A 16,516-nucleotide genomic window follows, 5' to 3' on the forward strand; every position below is an offset into this window, starting at 1 on the left:
GCCAATCGGCCGCACTCCATATAGTGCTTGAAGGGAGGTTATGAGGATGGGGATGGATCAGACACAATCCTTTTCAGGCAGTCTTTTTCAGGAACGCCTTCGGACAGAAGACTGGGGACCGCGTTTTTTCGCTTATTATTATAAACAATGGCATGATTATGAGATGGCCTATCACACCCATGATTCCACGGAAATTATGTACATCATTACGGGCATGTGCCGAGTGGATGTGATGATGGCAGATGGAAGCTCAGAACAGGCGGTGTTGAAAAAAGGACAGTTCATCCTGCTGGATGCCGGGGTTCCCCATCGCCTGTTAGTCCAGGATGGTGTGCCGTGCCGGATGCTTAATGTCGAATTCGGTTTTGCACGCACTACATCTGGACAACTTACCTTAAGGCAGCTCGCGCTGGAGGAGGAGGCAGTTCATCATTTTGTGACCCATGCCACGCCTTATCTCGTATTGCCTGACCCGGAAGAAGTGTATCACACGATGAAAAGTCTGGTGCTTGAACTGGATCAGCGTACACTTCATCGTGAAGCCCGAAATCTGACCTCCCTGGAGCAGGGAACGCTGGTGCGTACGCTTTTCATCCAGTTACTCGTCCGGATTGCGAGGCTGCGAGGCGAGATGGAACGAAGCACATTGGATCAGACAGAACTGTATGTAAAACGTACGATTGAATTCATGCATCACAATATGGACCGCAATATTCAGATGAAGGATATTGCGGCCGCAGTCAATTTACATCCAGGATATTTGCACCGCATTTTCCGTAATTATATGCAGTGGACACCCACTGACTATCTCACGATGCTGCGGATGGAGAAGGCCAAGATGTTGTTACAACAGACCAATATTCCCATCTCCGAAATTTCAAACTATGTGGGTGTGGGGAGTCGGCAGTATTTTCATATGCTTTTCAAAAAGTATACGGGTAAGACACCTGTACAATACAGGGGTTCCATGGAGCGAATAGAGTGGAGTTACCCGGAGGAATCGGAGTAGTCACAACGCCTGAGGCTGATAAGACAGGGTAGAAACTAAATGTTGAACTGAAAGGGTATTCATGATATCCTTTGTTCAGAAGTAACACATTTGTTGATAATATAGTGGTTAAATTGCATATATTCAGGATTGTGACTGTTCGGCAGGCGATACCTAAATTGTTCGTAGTAGACATGAGATGTACATGTTGCTGCTTCAATTTAGGTTTTTTTTATGGGAGATTTTTCTAAAGTTTTTATGGAATAGTAATGAAGTAAGCATGTGATGAGTTGGGGGTGATGCAGATGAAAATAAGGAAAATCTTTAATAACAACGTGATTTTACTGACGGATGATAACGGGGACGAAATGATCGTGATGGGAAAAGGGATCGGGTATAACAAACATAACAGTGATGTGGTTGATTTCTCACAAGTAGAGAAAAAGTTTGTGGTTGAAAAAGCAACGTCTGATAAACTGATGGGTCTGATAGGTGAGATTCCAACCGAACACCTGGAGTTATCGAATGAAATTATTGAATACGCCGAACAACAGCTTGCCCTCAAATTCAGTGACAACATCTACATCACCCTGACGGACCATATCAGCTTCGCGATAAGAAGGTTTCCAGAAGGCATTATTGTCAAGAATGCTTTGCTATGGGAGATCAAAAAGTTCTATGCAGCCGAGTATGAAGTTGCCCTGAATGCGCTAAACATTATTGAACAGAAAACAGGTGTGAAACTGCCGGAGGATGAGGCCGGTTCCATTGCCCTGCATTTTGTCAATGCACAGCAGCGTGGGCAGGATATGAAACAAACCTATCAGATGACTAAGATTGTTAATGATTTGGCGAATATTGTGAAATATCATTTTGGAATTAAACTGGACGAAAGCTCGATTAATTACAGTCGCTTCCTCACACATCTGCGGTATTTTGCTTACCGAATTCTGCATGATGAGTTGATTCCAGAAGAGAGAGATTCTTTGTATGATCATGTAAAGGACAAGTATCCTGAATCGTATGCGTGCGCCAAAAAGATTAGAAACTACCTGGAGATTAACTACGAGAAGAAAACAACGAATGAAGAGATGGTGTATTTCATGATTCACATTCACCGGGTCACGAACCGTGAGTATGATGTGGCGGAAGAATGAAGAAATGCTAATACAACTAGATATGAAGGGATTGTGACTGTTCGGCAGGCGAAACCTGAACGGAGGCTTGTGTATTGACTAAGGTCAGTAGACGAGCTTCAGTTCAGGTTTTTATTTTGTCATCGTAATATGTTATCCGAAATGATGAAGCCAAGACGTGAACTGTAGGAATTAACAAATGTATGGGGGGAACAAACAACATGGATCATCTCAAATTAGCACAAAACATTGTAGACCGCGTTGGAGGAAAGGAAAATATTCAATCTTTGACGCACTGCGCTACCCGTTTAAGATTTGTCTTGAACGATAATCGGAAGGCCGATGCAGACACGCTCGAAAACACAGCAGGCATCCTGAAGGTGGTTGAAAGCGGTGGCCAATTTCAGGTTGTGGTGGGTAATGACGTTTCCGAGGTGTACAAACATATCGTTGCCGAAGGGGAATTCGATGGAGCAGGGTCCGGTGGAAGCTCAGAGAAAGAAAACAAGAGCATCCGCTCAGCCATATTTGGTCTGATATCGGGAAGTCTAACGCCATTAATCCCGGTATTTGCCGGAGCAGGCCTGGTCAAGGCTCTGTTAATTGTTCTTGAAAGACTAGGCTGGATTGCAGTGGATAGTGGAACCTATGCTATATTGGCCGCAGCGGGGAACTCGATCTTTTATTTCCTGCCGATTCTGCTCGGCATCACGATTGCGAAAGTTCTAAATGTGAATTCTTATGTGGCAGCCGCAATCGGGGCTGCATTGATGGAACCGAATTTTACGGCTTTGACAGCAGCAGGAAGCACCACTCATTTTCTCGGGATCCCCGTATCGTTAATGAACTATGCTTCGTCGGTCTTTCCGATGTTTATCGCCGTTAGCATCTATGCGGTCTTGGAAAAGTTTCTGAAGAAAATCATGCACAAAAATGTGCAGCTGTTTGCAGTTCCGTTCTTCTCGCTTGTCATTATGGTACCGCTCACGGCCATGTTGATTGGTCCATTCGGGCAATATGTAGGCCAGTGGATTGGGGATATCGTTAATTTCCTGATTAACAGCAACTCTGTCATCGCAGGTATTATTCTGGGGGGGACCTGGTCATTTCTTGTATTGCTTGGATTACACTGGGCGACGGTGCCTATTATTATGGGGAACCTGAGCGCCGGGGGAGATCTCATTGCACCTCTTGCGGCAACATCGGTAGCGGCTTCCATGGGTATTGGTCTCGGGGTATTCCTGAAAACAAAGGATAAAGATCTCAAAGCTTTAAGCGGCTCATCCTTCCTGTCCGCAATTTTGTCGGGGGTTACCGAACCTATCCTGTATGGTATCATTCTGCGTTACCGCAAAACACTCATTTATCTGGTAGCCGCTGGAGCCATTGGCGGCGGTCTGATGGGTTATCTCGGCGTGAAGTTGGTTGTGTTCAATTTCTTCCTCAATGTGTTCACTCTGCCGGCACAAAGTCCGATGTTGTACTACATTATCGGCGTGTTGACTGCCATTGCGGGCGGAGCCTTGTGTGTGGTGCTGTTTGGTTACGAGAGTAAGAAAAATGATCAGATTGGAGAAGATCCTAAGGTACAAAAAGACGATAATAACCCAGTTGAAGGAAAAAGTGAAAGTGAAAGTAACCAGCACTCAGTATCTGGATCATCTACGGGGAAAATGGAACAAAACGCTGCCGGAATTGAAACGAACGCAGTGTTGGAAAGCGTGATTACAAGTCCGCTCGAAGGTAAAGTAATTCCGCTTCATGACGTGGAGGATGTCGTGTTTTCCTCGGAGTCGATGGGTAAAGGCGTAGCGATCATTCCGTCCAAAGGTCAGCTGGTGTCCCCGGTAGATGGCGTTGTTTCCGTAACGATGAAAAGCACACATGCCATTGCGGTTACTTCGGATGAAGGCGTCGAAATTCTCATGCATATCGGCATAGATACTGTGAGATTAAAAGGGAAGTGTTTTACACAGAAGGTTCAGCAAGGTGACCGAATCCGTAAGGGGGAGGTACTGATTGAATTTGATCTGGATCAGATCCGGAACGAAGGCTTTAAGTTGACGACTCCGATTGTCGTAACGAACTCCGATCAATTCCGTGTCATTACGCCGTTGCTGTCAGAAGGGACGGTTGCTGTCCAAGAGGAACTGTTATCTGTCCGATCCTAAGTGGAGACGAGAAGGGGAGGAGAAAAATGAAGCTGATTGTGAATGCAGATGATTATGGCATCACCATGAGAGTAAGCGAAGGCATCCTTCATGGGATGAAACAGGGTCTGATTACAGATACCTCGGCGTTGGTGAATTCGGTACATTTTGAGAAGAGTAGTGTCATGGCTCTTGAAGCAGGCATCACGGCTATGGGCGTTCATTTGAATCTGACATTCATGGCTCCGGTGCTGGAAGCATCCGCTGTTCAGAGTATCGTCGACGAGTCAGGTCATTTCTATCGAAAACCTGGGCTTATTCCTGCATCCTATGATCCTGGGGAAGTACGCGCCGAGCTGAAGGCACAAATAGAGAAGTTTTTGGCTTCCGGATTGACGTTGAATCATCTGGATACCCATCATGGGGTGAGTGTTAAAGATGCGCAAATGCTTGACTTGGTCATGGATCTGGCTCGGGAGTATAACGTTCCCATGAGAAGAGATGACATCTTATCTAACGAGTTGAAGGGGAAGCTTGTGGAAGCAGGGATCCGCTCTACGGATACATTATGTGGTGATCCAGCTATGCCTTCATTGCAGGAATCATGGTTGCGAGGGGTGCTGGATCAGTATAAGGATACGGAATACATCGTTGAGATTGCTGGACATCCGGGGTATGCGGATGAAGAATTACGCAACATCTCATCTCTGGTGGATGAACGGGAACATGATCTGGCTGTATTGGTCAATCCGGCGTTAAAGAAATATGTGACAGAACAGGGGATTCAACTCATTAGCTACGGTCAGTTGTAGCAGAGGCGTGCCAGTTTCATCGTTAGCAGGTATGAACGTGTAAGAGGGAACAAGAAGAAATCAGAAGATACAAGAAGATATAAGTTAGGATTTTTGACACCTTACTCGGAAACAGGTCATGATTTTGATAACGCTCTCCTTCTCTCCATTGCTACAATGAAACCATGAAGCAAGTCATTAACCGAAGCCGGAAGGTTCGGATTGCGGGAGGACATGTACATGTCGTTTAAAGTGGCGTTCATTGGGGCGGGAAGCATTGGATTTACAAGAGGATTGTTGCGTGACCTGCTCACCGTACCGGAGTTCAATAACATTGAGATCGCATTCTGTGATATTAATCAGCATAATCTGGACATGGTAACCGAGCTGTGCCAGCGGGATATCCGCGAGAACGGATTAAATATTCAGATCCAACCCACGACGAATCGAAGAGAAGCTTTGAAGGATGCGAAGTATGTCCTGTGTACGATTCGTGTGGGAGGACTGGAAGCTTTTGCAACCGATGTCGATATTCCGCTGAAATACGGGGTGGATCAATGTGTTGGGGATACGCTGTGTGCAGGCGGTATTATGTATGGACAGCGCGGGATTGCCGAGATGCTGGACATTTGCAAAGATATTCGCGAACAGAGTGCGCCGGATGTAATACTCCTCAACTACTCCAATCCAATGGCGATGATGACATGGGCGTGCAACAAGTACGGTGGTGTGCGGACGATCGGGCTGTGTCACGGGGTTCAGCATGGACATCAACAGATTGCGGAAGTGTACGGACTGCAAAAGAGTGAAGTGCATATTGTCTGTGCAGGCATCAATCATCAAACGTGGTACATTCAAGCGTCGCATGAGGGCAAGGATCTCACGGGCGACTTGCTTGAAGCCTTTGAGAAGCACCCGGAGTACAGCCGCACCGAGAAGGTACGGATTGATATGCTGCGGCGTTTTGGATATTACAGTACCGAATCGAATGGTCATTTGAGTGAATATGTGCCATGGTATCGCAAACGTCCTGAAGAAATCAACGACTGGATTGACATGGAAAGCTGGATTAACGGGGAAACAGGTGGATATCTGCGCGTGTGTACCGAGGGACGCAACTGGTTCGAGACAGATTTCCCGAACTGGATGAAGGATGACCCGATGCAATATATACCGGAGAAACGTGGCGAGGAGCATGGCTCCTATATCATAGAAAGTCTGGAGACAGGACGTGTGTATCGTGGTCATTTTAACACGGTGAACAACGGAGTCATCTCGAACTTGCCGGACGATGCCATAATTGAAGCACCGGGTTATGTGGATCGCAACGGCATCTCGATTCCGCATATCGGTGATCTGCCACTCGGTCCTGCAGCGGTATGTAACGTAAGCATATCTGTGCAGCGCCTTGCGGTGGAGGCGGCCGTGCATGGGGACGATAAACTGCTGCGCCAGGCTTTTATGATGGACCCACTGGTGGGTGCGGTCTGCAATCCGAAGGAAATCTGGCAGATGGTCGATGAGATGCTGGTTGCGCAGGCACAGTGGCTGCCGCAGTATGGCGATGCCATTGCAGCTGCAGAAGCTAGACTTGCTACGGGAGACCTTATTCCAACCAAGGCATACGAAGGCGCTGCGCGTCTGAAGGTCAAAACGGTAGAAGAGATGCAGCAAGACCGGGAAGCCGCCAACAAAAATGCGGGCGAGTCGGACAAAGGCAAGGATCGCGAGAAGGTACAGCAGTAGTGAGTGAGGGAACGAATTGTTTTTTAGATAAGTAGCTACCTGACAAGTGGATGATATTTTGTATTCGCTTGTCAGGTAGCGGTTTAATTGAATTTACGTGTAGTACTTACTTTGCTTATTAAAGCTAGCATAAGATAAAAAAATAGATAGGGCAAAAACAATAATTAGAATTATAAAAGAAGTCACTTCTGAAACAGGTGTAGGTTTGAACAATTGAAACCTTCCCTTAAATTCGAAGATATCATGAGCTATTGCAGAGATTAAGTTACGTAAATCGTATTTCCCAAGTACAGGAATTATAAAATCGTATACAAAAAATAAAATAACGGGAAGAAGAGCTGACTTAAATAATATCCCCATGAAAAAACCAATTGATGCAAATATAAGACTGACTAGTAAGCTAAATAAAATTTGAAGGGTAAGGTTATTTGGAAGAATAGCATTATCAAATCTTGTTAAAGTTTGCTCTTCGATTCCAGAAATTATCTGGTTATAGAAAAAAAATCCTGTAATTAATGAAGAAATTAAAGTAATAATAAAAATAACCAAGACTCCTAAGAAAATAGAAAGTATTTTTGAGGTGATTAATTGTGATGGAGCTGTTAGTGTGGCTTTAATACTCACTGTTTTATATTTATAGTCATAAGAAGCTATAAATATAGAATAAATAGCGAAAATTAATGGAAAGAAAACAAAAGTCATCCATTCTAATGTATTTGTAACAATTGAATTTATAGTAAGATGATTTATCGAAGTCACTGCTTCTTCCAAACGTAGGCGAACAGGGTTATCTACAACTTCTTGTTCAGTGCCAGTGCCGCTGATATTTATAGGCATATCAAGCATTTTATCAACATTCATGCCTTCTTCTTTATACAAATTATAGGTTCTAACGTATAGATCGTAAGAACTCTCAGCCTTCGATTTTAAACCATATATATTCAATAAAGAGATGAAAACTGAAATAATCATAGTGATCCATATAATTCGAGAATACCATTGATATTTTAATTCCTTTTTTGTTCTATTTAATATAACGTTCGTAGATGTCATTCAATCCTTCCCCCTCTTGAAGTTCGAAATCCTTAATTTGGATCGCGGATTGATCATTCATCAAAATAAGATTGTCAATTATAGAAGTATAATATTCAAAATGGTGCCCTATTACTATAATGGTGGTAGCTACTGACAACTTTCTCAAAAGAGATTTAAGATCTAAGAGAGCTTCGTGATCTAATCCATTTGAAGCTTCATCAAGAAATAAGTATTTCGGTTTAGTTAGCAGGACTCTCATTAGGCTTAATTTTTTTTTTTGCCCTAGAGAATAGTTTTTTACTTTGCTTTTTAAAATTTCTGGTTTAAGAAAATGAGGCATAAGTATATCATGATTATTCTCATTTATATTCTTAAAAGAATGGTTGGTTAACAATTCTAAATTCTGAGACCCGGTTAAATTGTGATAGAGTGGGCTATTATCATATACAACCATTACATCTTGTCGTACCTCTTCAAAATGACAATTATCATATCTAATTTCCCCAGTGTAATCTTCGAGATTCAAAAGACATTTTAGTAGAGTGCTTTTTCCAGAACCATTAGGCCCAGAGATAAATGTGATTTTATTTTCTGGAATTTCTAAGTTTAAATTATTGAAAATAACCCTTTTTTTGTATTCTTTTGACAAGTTAGAAATAGTTATCATGATTTTCACCTCTAGTAACTGAAAACAACGACCATTTTTGTGGTCGTTGTTTTCAGTTGTTATAAGTATTTTAGTAGTTAGTAGCTGTTCCGTCCTTATTAACCTTGATGTAGTCAGAATAATCTGATTCGTAGACGGTTACATCTCCCCAAGGAGATACAACACCGGCACCAATGGTAGTTTTAGAGAGATAGATATGGTAAGAAGCAGCAGAAGAACTCTGTTTAGTTATTCCTCCTTTTCTTACTATGTTAGGGAACACATATCCTGCATCTTGAGTACCACTACTTGAATTAATTTGATTACCATTAGAAGTCCAATCTACTACTGCGTCAGACCAAGCTAAGAAGCTTCCTCTAGTAAACTTTACTGTGTAAGCTCTGTTGGTTGCTGCGAGTGAGTAAACACCATCGTTATTAACAGTTTGTACCTCGCTTAGTACACCATTGTTTGCGGCTTCAATTACTTCAAGTTGATTAGCAGTAAGGCTTGGAGCATCTGAAGCGAGCACTGGAGAAACAGAAAGCAATAAACTTAAAGCAAGGGCACCGGACGCAACTTTTGTGGTAATACGTGATAATTTCATTCAGCAACCTCCAACTAATTTTTCTATATTTCATCTATAATTTACCATATGAAAACACTCTTGCATACCTTTTTTGGAAAAAATTATAATAATTTTCTTGGAAATACTATTATTATACGTTCATTCGTTGTGCATATTAATTTGATAGAAGGTAAAACTTAATCAGGCGCCGGCTTCATTTTCACAAATTGTTGACAACTCTGAGGGATAAATTCACCGGAATATGGGCAAGATACTCGACTCTTCTCTCATGCTATGTTATTATAAGTCTCTGATAACGTGGTAACGAACTAAAGCGTTTGGGCTTGGACATAGACATGGAGGGGTTCTAGAGATGAGAAAGAAAGCAATTCTACTATTATTCATTAGCATATGCATGATCATTATGGCTGGGTGTACCAGCTCGGCAAGTAAAGACGAGAATACGATCATTGTAGGGATCGATGATAAGTTTGCTCCAATGGGATTCCGGGATGAGAAGAATGAGATTGTCGGGTTTGATATTGATTATGCCCGTGCAGCAGCGGAGAAAATGGGTAAAAAGGTGACTTTCCAGCCAATCGACTGGTCTTCCAAAGAGTCAGAGCTGAACAGCGGCCGAATCGATATGATCTGGAACGGATATACCATTACGGACGAGCGCAAAGAGAAAGTGCTTTTCACCAAGCCTTATCTGGAAAACAGTCAGGTTGCGATTACACTTGCAGACTCCCCGATTACCAAGCTGGACGAGCTTGACGGGAAAAGTGTTGGATTACAGGCACTGTCCTCAGCGGCAGATGCGCTGGCGGCAAGTCCTCTGAAGGATAAAGTGAAAGCATCCGAATTCAAAGATAATGTACTTGCTCTGACAGATCTGAAAACAAAACGTCTGGATGCAGTCATCATTGATGAAGTGGTTGCAAGATATTATATGTCGAAGGAAGAAGGAACCTTCAAACTGCTGGATGAATCACTGGCGCCAGAGCAATATGGCATCGGGATCAAAAAAGGCAATGAAGAGCTCCTGAACCAGCTGCAAAAAGCACTGGATGAACTGAATGCAGATGGCACAGCAGCGAAGATTTCAACGCAGTGGCTGGGTGAAGACAAGGTTCTGAAGTAAGAAGTAAAAGACGAGTTATGGAAAAATGATCTTTGATCATTTTGAAATGAATTTGTGAATTTGGAATGATACAGGTGGAATTCACCTGATATATAACGATGTGAGCTTTCTCGTATGTAGAGATAACACTCGCGAAAACAGTGACCCCGTATTCCACGCTGGAGCGATATGCTTCCGAGGAATGCGGGGTTAACAGATTAGAGGAGACTTAATATGAGTTGGGACTATCTATTGACCATTTTAAAACCGATGCTTGAGGGTGCACAGACAACGGTCATCATGTTTCTGGTTGCAATCATTTTGTCCGTACCGCTTGGGTTTATTGTCACACTTGCGATGAGGAGCAGATTTAAACCTTTGGCATGGATTGCCCACATGTACGTTTATGTGATGCGTGGGACACCATTGCTTTTACAAATTTTGTTTTTCTGCTTTGGATTGCCGTTGCTACCGGTCATTGGAGAGTACCTGGTGTTTGAACGAATCGTAGCTGCGGGAATAGCTTTTGTGTTGAACTACGCAGCATATTTCGCAGAAATCTTCCGGGGCGGATTATTATCCATTGATAAAGGTCAGCATGAAGCGGCCAAAGTGCTAGGCCTGACGAAGTGGCAGGCGATGACGAAAGTCATCATTCCACAGATGGTTCGGGTGGTACTGCCGGCCACAGCGAATGAGGCGATTACTTTAATTAAAGATACGGCATTGCTCTATGCCGTGGCTGTTCCTGAGTTGCTCTACTATGCGCAAGCTGCCGTGAATCGGGATTTGCAACTCATTCCATTTTTCGTAGCGGCGATTATGTATTTGCTTATGACTCTGGTGCTTACCTTGTTATTCAAGGCTCTGGAGAAGCGCTTTTCGTATGAATAAATCAAATCTGTTCAATCAAAGGACTGTCTGCATATGACCTATAGTATAGAAGTAAATCAGTTGAAAAAATCATTTGGCACACTGGATGTGTTGAAACAGGTGTCTTTTAACGTGGCGCCAGGCGAAGTCATTGCGGTCATCGGGCCTTCGGGTTCGGGGAAAAGCACAATGCTGCGCAGCCTGATCCACTTGGAGGATGTTACGGGCGGAACGATTCGCATTCAGGATCAGTCGCTGGCGGATGATGGTCGGTACGTAGGTGCTGCCGAGATTCGGAAGATTACGGATCGTATGGGCATGGTGTTTCAGCATTTTAACTTGTTCCCGCATCTGACTGTACAGGCTAACCTGGAGCTCGCACCGAAGACGTTGAAAAAAGAGAGCGCCAAGGCGATCCGCAGCAGGAGCATGGAGTTACTTGCCAAAGTGGGACTATCGGACAAGGCCGATGCCTTTCCGGCCAACCTGTCCGGTGGACAGAAGCAACGCGTAGCGATTGCCCGCGCTTTGATGATGCAGCCGGATATCCTGCTCTTTGACGAGCCGACTTCGGCTCTCGACCCGGAGCTGACGGGAGAAGTGCTTCGCGTTATCAAGCAATTGGCACAGGAAAACATGACGATGATGATTGTCACGCATGAGATGAGTTTTGCCCGGGATGTTGCGGATCGTGTCTTCTTTATGGACAATGGCGAGATTGCCGAACAAGGCCCGCCTGAACAAATCTTTGGCGCACCAAAGCTTGCACGTACCCAGACGTTTCTGCAACGGGTCGATCTGGAAGGCTAATGGTGGAGGGGGATTGAAAACAGGTAGACAGGTGCGAATGCCAAGCTCCCATGAAATCCCTGGGGGATTCGCACCTGTGAAGAGGCTAAGTTGAACCCTTTTGGCAAAGTATCTTGGATATATTATCGGTTCTATATTAAGATGAAGCTAATTAATAGATGAATTAAACGAGAACACGTAATAAAGTATACGAACTATGCTTTTATCACGTGTTTTTTCGCTGTCGCACTCCGTACGGAGTGCGAGGATTGAAATTGCCAATTCAATCAACTCCTACTTGTGTTTTTTTGGTCGCATTCCGTATGGAGTGTGTGGATTGAAGTTTCAGGGATTTTCCGTGTTCCACCTGCACCTAACACGCTAACGATCACACAGAAGCTTATTTTATCATTTCAGCGAGCTTTGAAAATCTAACGATCACCACAAGCGCTATTTAGGCTAAAACCCTCAAAATGTAGCGTAAATTGGTGAATTCCAAGTAAATAAGGTTTCCGGTGATCGTTAGATTTTTGAAATGACTAAAAAGGGTGAAATAGCGTCACTGGTGATCGTTAGAATCTGGCAAACCGGAGATCGACCACACTAGTGTGCATTATAGAACTAATCTTTCCTCATAGAGAGATCGGTGGGAGAAACCTCGATTTCATATGATTTTCCCGAGAGACACGCACCACCATTTTTGATAAAACTGTGAGCTAGTTGGTTCATGCAGTCTTTAGTGTTATAGTTTTGACTGAGGGTGTATTTTATATATTAGGAGTACGATCAATATGCTACTTATCACTAGAAAATTAATAAATCGACTAATCGAACCTTACAAAGAAGCAAATATGCTGGCCTGTTATGTCACATCACAAGCGATTTCCTCAACGACAAGTCGAGCTATATTGCTGATCAATCATGATACGCTTAAAATTTTGTTCCTCAACGTATTTTCTTCCAAAGTTGTTCAAATGGTTCAAATACCACTTTCAGATCTGGAGCAACAGCGACTCAAATCCGGAGTTTCGTTTGCATCAATCTGGTCATTCCAGTCTCATGGTATACATTATCGATTTAGTATCATCCAAAAAATGCTTACGCTCGGTTCCATGCAAGCAGAGTTCCTAGAGTTTGTTGAAGAATATGTTGTGAGAGCCAGATGATAAGTATAGAATCTTTTTACATATAACTTAAAGCTGGCAAAGGTTATTTTATTTTTTTAAAAAAGCAAAATTCAAAAAGGCATATCCATTGTCCCGACTTGCTTCATCACAGCAAGTCTGACATAAAGGATATGCCTTTTACATTTCTATAACAGTTTGTTGGATACAATGTTGATATTTATATGAAATCCAACATGTTATCTAAGTTTTATAACAAAGCTAATCTCTCGCCTGCCCTAAGCCTGAAACACAGCTTCACTGCTAAGACTTTCGTTTTGGGCCGTTCCACGTCTCAGGAAATACGTTAACGTGCCAACCAGGCCGAGAACAGCGAAGATGCACAGAATGCCGATCTGATCCCAGGCGACGCCAAATTGTCCGCTTGAGATCACCGCTTTGTATCCCGTTACGGAGTACGTCATTGGCAACCATGGGTTGAACACTTTCAGCCAGTTCGGAATAAGTTCCAGTGGGAACGTTCCTGCGCTGGTAGTGAGTTGGAAGATCAACAGCAGGATGGCAATGAAGCGTCCCGGATTCTCGAGCCAAGTTACCAGTGCCTGAATGATGTACATAAAGCTCAGACTCGTCGCAAAACTGAACAAAAGGAATAACGGCACACTCTGTACCTTCAGGCCAAGGCCGTATAGAACCAGTCCGGAAGCGAGCAACGATTGAATGCCACTCATAATCGTGAACGCAAGGGTTTTGCTGACAAACCGATTCCAACCACTTGCCTCACTCACACTGCTGCCACGTGTTGGCACAACCAGCGTTGCAATCAACGCACCGACAAATAACCCGAGTGAGAGGAAGTAAGGCGAGAAACCTGTGCCGTAATTAGGCACTTCGTTTAATTTGTGTTCATCGACATGAACAGGTTCGGCATACATCGTAACCAATTCATCCGTCTTTTTGACACTGCTCGTTTGCTGCGCTGCGTCATTCAATTTGGTGGCAAGTTCACCGGAACCGCCGGTTAACTTGAACGTGCCTTCTTGTAGCTTACCTGCACCTTCAGCCAGTTTATGAGAACCGTCCGTAAGGGTAGAAACCCCACCTTCCAGCTGGCTTACGCCGGACAACAATTTTCCTGCTCCAGCCTTCAGTTGCTCTGAACCTGCTGCCAGTTTGGCACCGCCAGAGGCGGCTTCATTTAACTTGGCGTTGAATTGGTTGAGCCCGGCAGTAAGTTTTTCTTGTCCATCAGACAACTGTGCTGCGCCTTGTACCAGTTGTTGTTCACCTTGAACTAACTGGCTGCTGCCTTGATGCAATTGTTGCTGTGCAGCTTGCAGTTGCTGGCTTCCGGCAACAAGTTGCTGTCCGCCTTGATACACCTGTTCACTGCCAGCGGCTACAGCCTGACTTGCTGCAAGCAGCTGTTGAACAGCAGGGCTGGCTGCCAGTTCAGGACTGGACTTGGCTAATTGAGCCAGACCTTGGGCGACCGCTTTGGCGCCTTCGCTGACTTTGCCGCTGCCTTCCACGGAAGTTTGCAGTCCGGCGGTAAGCTTGGCACTGCCTTGTTCGGTAGCTGCGAGTCCGGCGTCCAGTTTGGACGCGCCTTCTTGCGCAGCTTGGATGCCGGCATGCAGTTGTTTGCTGCCAGCTGCAGCCTGGGTTGCGCCGTCACCCAGCTTGGTGCCGGCGGCAGCCAATTGAGCGAGTCCACTAGATAGTGTGCTCGCGCCACTGTGAAGTTCACCTGTGCCTTTGGCAAGGCTAGCGGTTCCTTCTTTTAACGAAACGGCGCCGGTTTGCAGCTTGCCTGCACCGTCAGCCAGTTTCGCGAGGTTTTCTTTTAACGTAGCCGCCCCTTCGTCCAGTTTGCTTGCTCCATCATGAATTTTACCTGCGCCATCTCCGGCATCCGCCAAACCGTCCGAGATTTTCTCGACCTTATCCAGCAGGGTTTCGGTATATGATTCTGTGACTTTGGCAGAGACTTTGGAGCGAATCTGTTTGACCGCCGTGCCGCCGATCTGACCTGCAAGGAAGTTGTAGCCTTCGTTGGGCTCGTAGATCAGCTCTGCCGGAGCGGGATGTGCATCCATCAGTGTGGTTGCTTTGGCAGAAAAGTCCTCTGGAACGACGATCGTCATATAATATTTGTTGTCTTTCATACCTTGTTCTGCCTGTTCGCGAGTGACGAATTGCCAGTTAAAATCATTGCTTTTTTTCAGCTCATCGACCAGATTCTGACCGACTTCAAGCGATTTGTCATTATAAACTGCACCCCGATCCGTGTTGACCACGGCTACAGGTAATTCATTCATTTTGCCATATGGGTCCCAGAAGGCGTTCAGGAACAGTCCGCTATATAGCACGGGAATGAACAACACAACGAGAATTGGAATCCATACTTTTGGTTTTTTGAAGGCGGATTTCAGATCCTGCCCAAATACACGAAATGATTTCATGATGTTCTCTCCCTATCTTACGCTAATCCATGGATTCTATCTTTTTAGTATGGTATGTGTGCGTCTGCGGGCATTTCTCTAGGTGGGAGATAACCCGTTCTGGAGAAAGAGGCCGACAAAAGCCTTGATCTGATCTTTGTGAAGAGTAGGATGCGTTTTGTTCCAATCGGATGTTAGACTGACGTACAGCTTCATTAATACAAACGAAACCAGCTTGGGATCGTCTGTCCGAATCTGCTGTAATTCCATGGCTCGGCTAACCTGACGCTCGAGGTATTCGAGGATGGCTTTCTCTACCTTTTGCAAACCTTCCTTTGCTTGAGGTGTTCCAAATTCGTTTACCTCCTGAAAAAGCTTGATCAGCAACTCATGCTCCTCCCGATATTCGAGCAAAGAGTCCATACTCTGATGCACGTTATCCAGAAAAGAGTTCTCATCCTTCACCGTCTGCTCCGTGATCTGTTTCATATCTGCAATAATGGAGCGCAGGATCTCATCAAACAATTCTTCTTTGTTCTCGAAAAAGGTATAGATCGTGCCTTTGCCCACATTGGCCAGTCTCGCCACTTGCTCCATCGTTGTGGCTTTGTAGCCAAACAGGGCAAAGGATTTCTCGGCAGAGTCCATCACTTGTTGCCTTCGATCTATCGTTTTCACAGCTATACACCTCCTTGGGGTCTGACATGCGTAATAGGTGAAGCGGGTAAAACATAATTACAATTGACCAGTTTACCGTTTTGGTCAGTTGGTCGTAAATTAATGTAGCACTTGTGCATGAGGTTGGATGTGATCTTTGTCATAGTTGATGGGGGGAGTCGTGAAGGCAGGAGGAGAAGGGATGGAAGAATAGGCAGAGACAGAAAGGGATTTATGCGGGTGCGAATGTGAAGCTCACATGAAAACCCCGGGAGATTCGCACCTTGAAAGTAGTGAAACAGGGCGTTTTGATGCCTTTTGGCAACGATATACTGGAAAAAGATTGAATTCATTGGCGGTAACAAATAGAATAGTAGTGAAAAACGTAATTTTGTAACGTGTAGGAACGTACTATACGTATTTTTTCGCGGTCGCACTCCGTATGG

At 44.5% G+C, this 16,516-nt stretch carries 14 protein-coding genes and 1 CRISPR repeat array (1 of these 15 running past the window's edge); of the genes, 9 read left to right on the top strand and 5 right to left on the bottom strand.

The window, feature by feature from the left end; all coding sequences use genetic code 11:
- The first annotated feature begins 52 nt into the window (after positions 1-52).
- The 5 genes from ACUTVW_RS00430 to ACUTVW_RS00450 all read left to right on the top strand — a co-directional run bounded on the left by ACUTVW_RS00430 (position 53) and on the right by ACUTVW_RS00450 (position 6,811).
- Positions 53-1,009 carry an AraC family transcriptional regulator gene (locus ACUTVW_RS00430; protein ID WP_445644938.1) on the top strand — a complete coding sequence of 319 codons (957 nt, stop codon included), beginning with the start codon at positions 53-55 and terminating at the stop codon, positions 1,007-1,009.
- Positions 1,010-1,293: 284 nt separating this feature from the next.
- Positions 1,294-2,145 carry a BglG family transcription antiterminator LicT gene (gene licT, locus ACUTVW_RS00435; RefSeq protein ID WP_445643973.1) on the top strand — a complete coding sequence of 284 codons (852 nt, stop codon included), beginning with the start codon at positions 1,294-1,296 and terminating at the stop codon, positions 2,143-2,145.
- A 200-nt stretch (positions 2,146-2,345) separates the two neighbouring features.
- Complete coding sequence (locus ACUTVW_RS00440; protein WP_445643974.1) at positions 2,346-4,295, top strand: beta-glucoside-specific PTS transporter subunit IIABC; 1,950 nt, start codon at positions 2,346-2,348, stop codon at positions 4,293-4,295.
- A gap of 26 nt (positions 4,296-4,321) precedes the next feature.
- Positions 4,322-5,086 (top strand): carbohydrate deacetylase, encoded by a 765-nt coding sequence (locus ACUTVW_RS00445; RefSeq protein WP_445643975.1) that lies wholly within the window; start codon positions 4,322-4,324, stop codon positions 5,084-5,086.
- Positions 5,087-5,305: 219 nt separating this feature from the next.
- A complete protein-coding gene (locus ACUTVW_RS00450) occupies positions 5,306-6,811 on the top strand; it encodes an alpha-glucosidase/alpha-galactosidase (RefSeq protein WP_445643976.1) in 1,506 nt (501 codons plus the stop codon).
- A 93-nt stretch (positions 6,812-6,904) separates the two neighbouring features.
- Here the strand turns inward: ACUTVW_RS00450 and ACUTVW_RS00455 are convergent, their stop codons facing one another.
- The 3 genes from ACUTVW_RS00455 to ACUTVW_RS00465 all read right to left on the bottom strand — a co-directional run bounded on the left by ACUTVW_RS00455 (position 6,905) and on the right by ACUTVW_RS00465 (position 9,099).
- A complete protein-coding gene (locus tag ACUTVW_RS00455; RefSeq protein WP_445643977.1) occupies positions 6,905-7,864 on the bottom strand; it encodes a hypothetical protein in 960 nt (319 codons plus the stop codon).
- Positions 7,836-8,513 (bottom strand): ATP-binding cassette domain-containing protein, encoded by a 678-nt coding sequence (locus ACUTVW_RS00460; protein ID WP_445643978.1) that lies wholly within the window; start codon positions 8,511-8,513, stop codon positions 7,836-7,838. The genes ACUTVW_RS00455 and ACUTVW_RS00460 overlap by 29 nt, the downstream gene beginning before the upstream one ends.
- 70 nt (positions 8,514-8,583) lie before the next feature.
- The gene (locus tag ACUTVW_RS00465; RefSeq protein ID WP_445643979.1) at positions 8,584-9,099 is read right to left on the bottom strand and encodes a hypothetical protein; all 516 of its coding nucleotides are present in this window, start codon (positions 9,097-9,099) and stop codon (positions 8,584-8,586) included.
- 334 nt (positions 9,100-9,433) lie between these two features.
- On the opposite strand from ACUTVW_RS00465, the gene ACUTVW_RS00470 reads away from it, so the two are divergent.
- From ACUTVW_RS00470 to ACUTVW_RS00485, 4 genes are all read left to right on the top strand, one after another.
- On the top strand, positions 9,434-10,204 hold the full coding sequence (locus tag ACUTVW_RS00470; protein WP_445643980.1) for an amino acid ABC transporter substrate-binding protein: 771 nt from the start codon (positions 9,434-9,436) through the stop codon (positions 10,202-10,204).
- 213 nt (positions 10,205-10,417) lie between these two features.
- Entirely contained in the window at positions 10,418-11,077 is a 660-nt protein-coding gene (locus tag ACUTVW_RS00475) for an amino acid ABC transporter permease (RefSeq protein ID WP_445643981.1), read from the top strand.
- Between the two features lie 33 nt (positions 11,078-11,110).
- Complete coding sequence (locus tag ACUTVW_RS00480) at positions 11,111-11,866, top strand: amino acid ABC transporter ATP-binding protein (RefSeq protein WP_445643982.1); 756 nt, start codon at positions 11,111-11,113, stop codon at positions 11,864-11,866.
- A 770-nt stretch (positions 11,867-12,636) separates the two neighbouring features.
- A complete protein-coding gene (locus ACUTVW_RS00485) occupies positions 12,637-13,011 on the top strand; it encodes a hypothetical protein (protein ID WP_445643983.1) in 375 nt (124 codons plus the stop codon).
- Between the two features lie 236 nt (positions 13,012-13,247).
- Here ACUTVW_RS00485 and ACUTVW_RS00490 read toward each other — a convergent pair whose 3' ends face one another.
- Entirely contained in the window at positions 13,248-15,434 is a 2,187-nt protein-coding gene (locus tag ACUTVW_RS00490; protein WP_445643984.1) for a YhgE/Pip family protein, read from the bottom strand.
- 78 nt (positions 15,435-15,512) lie between these two features.
- A complete protein-coding gene (locus ACUTVW_RS00495) occupies positions 15,513-16,091 on the bottom strand; it encodes a TetR/AcrR family transcriptional regulator (RefSeq protein ID WP_445643985.1) in 579 nt (192 codons plus the stop codon).
- Positions 16,092-16,505: 414 nt separating this feature from the next.
- A CRISPR array of direct repeats spans positions 16,506-16,516; the repeat unit is 28 nt (it continues 289 nt past the right edge of the window).

Source organism: Paenibacillus sp. TSA_86.1, assembly GCF_052691815.1.

Coding starts and splice junctions, on each gene's coding strand:
- ACUTVW_RS00430 (WP_445644938.1), top strand. CDS start 53: ATGGATCAGACACAATCCTTTTCAGGCAGTCTTTTTCAGGAACGCCTT.
- licT (WP_445643973.1), top strand. CDS start 1,294: ATGAAAATAAGGAAAATCTTTAATAACAACGTGATTTTACTGACGGAT.
- ACUTVW_RS00440 (WP_445643974.1), top strand. CDS start 2,346: ATGGATCATCTCAAATTAGCACAAAACATTGTAGACCGCGTTGGAGGA.
- ACUTVW_RS00445 (WP_445643975.1), top strand. CDS start 4,322: ATGAAGCTGATTGTGAATGCAGATGATTATGGCATCACCATGAGAGTA.
- ACUTVW_RS00450 (WP_445643976.1), top strand. CDS start 5,306: ATGTCGTTTAAAGTGGCGTTCATTGGGGCGGGAAGCATTGGATTTACA.
- ACUTVW_RS00455 (WP_445643977.1), bottom strand. CDS start 7,864: ATGACATCTACGAACGTTATATTAAATAGAACAAAAAAGGAATTAAAA.
- ACUTVW_RS00460 (WP_445643978.1), bottom strand. CDS start 8,513: ATGATAACTATTTCTAACTTGTCAAAAGAATACAAAAAAAGGGTTATT.
- ACUTVW_RS00465 (WP_445643979.1), bottom strand. CDS start 9,099: ATGAAATTATCACGTATTACCACAAAAGTTGCGTCCGGTGCCCTTGCT.
- ACUTVW_RS00470 (WP_445643980.1), top strand. CDS start 9,434: ATGAGAAAGAAAGCAATTCTACTATTATTCATTAGCATATGCATGATC.
- ACUTVW_RS00475 (WP_445643981.1), top strand. CDS start 10,418: ATGAGTTGGGACTATCTATTGACCATTTTAAAACCGATGCTTGAGGGT.
- ACUTVW_RS00480 (WP_445643982.1), top strand. CDS start 11,111: ATGACCTATAGTATAGAAGTAAATCAGTTGAAAAAATCATTTGGCACA.
- ACUTVW_RS00485 (WP_445643983.1), top strand. CDS start 12,637: ATGCTACTTATCACTAGAAAATTAATAAATCGACTAATCGAACCTTAC.
- ACUTVW_RS00490 (WP_445643984.1), bottom strand. CDS start 15,434: ATGAAATCATTTCGTGTATTTGGGCAGGATCTGAAATCCGCCTTCAAA.